Annotated in this window: 1 protein-coding gene; it reads right to left on the reverse strand. The window is 73.1% G+C overall.

The genetic code is table 11. The annotated features are described in order from the left end of the window. Positions 1-435: hypothetical protein (locus ACYF6T_RS44635; RefSeq protein WP_461703719.1), on the reverse strand; the 435-nt coding region annotated here is incomplete at its 3' end. Positions 436-499 lie beyond the last annotated feature (64 nt).

Below are 499 nucleotides of genomic sequence, written 5' to 3' on the forward strand. Positions count from 1 at the left end.
CAGTGGCGACTCGTCCAGCCCCAACAGGCTGACGACACCCACCGGTTCGGCCTCGGCCGCCCACTCCCTCAGCCGGCGGGTGAGCGCCTCGCGTTCGAGGTCCTGCCGATCGAGCGCTTGGTGTACGGCGGTGGCACCATGCGCGTCGAGCGCGCGCAGCGCGACCCGCACGGCCGGGTGCTGCCGCTGTGCGGCCGGGACGAGCAGCAGCCAGGGTCCGGCGAGGGCGGGAGCGGTGAGATCGGAGACGTGCTTCCAAGTGATCTCGTAGCGCCAGGAGTCGATCGTCCGCCGCTCGCGGTGCTCCCGCCGCCACTGCGACAGCGCGGGCAGGGCCGGACGGAGCGCTGCGGTGTCCTCCTCGTCCAGGCGCAGGGTGCCGCTCAGCGCGTCGATGTCGTTGTCCTCGATCGCCTGCCACAGCTTTGCCTCCACCGGGTCGTTCCCGGCGACGGCGGGCTGTCCGGCCGCGGGGGGCTCAAGCCAGTAGCGTTCCCGC

The organism is Streptomyces sp. 7R007 (assembly GCF_054850255.1).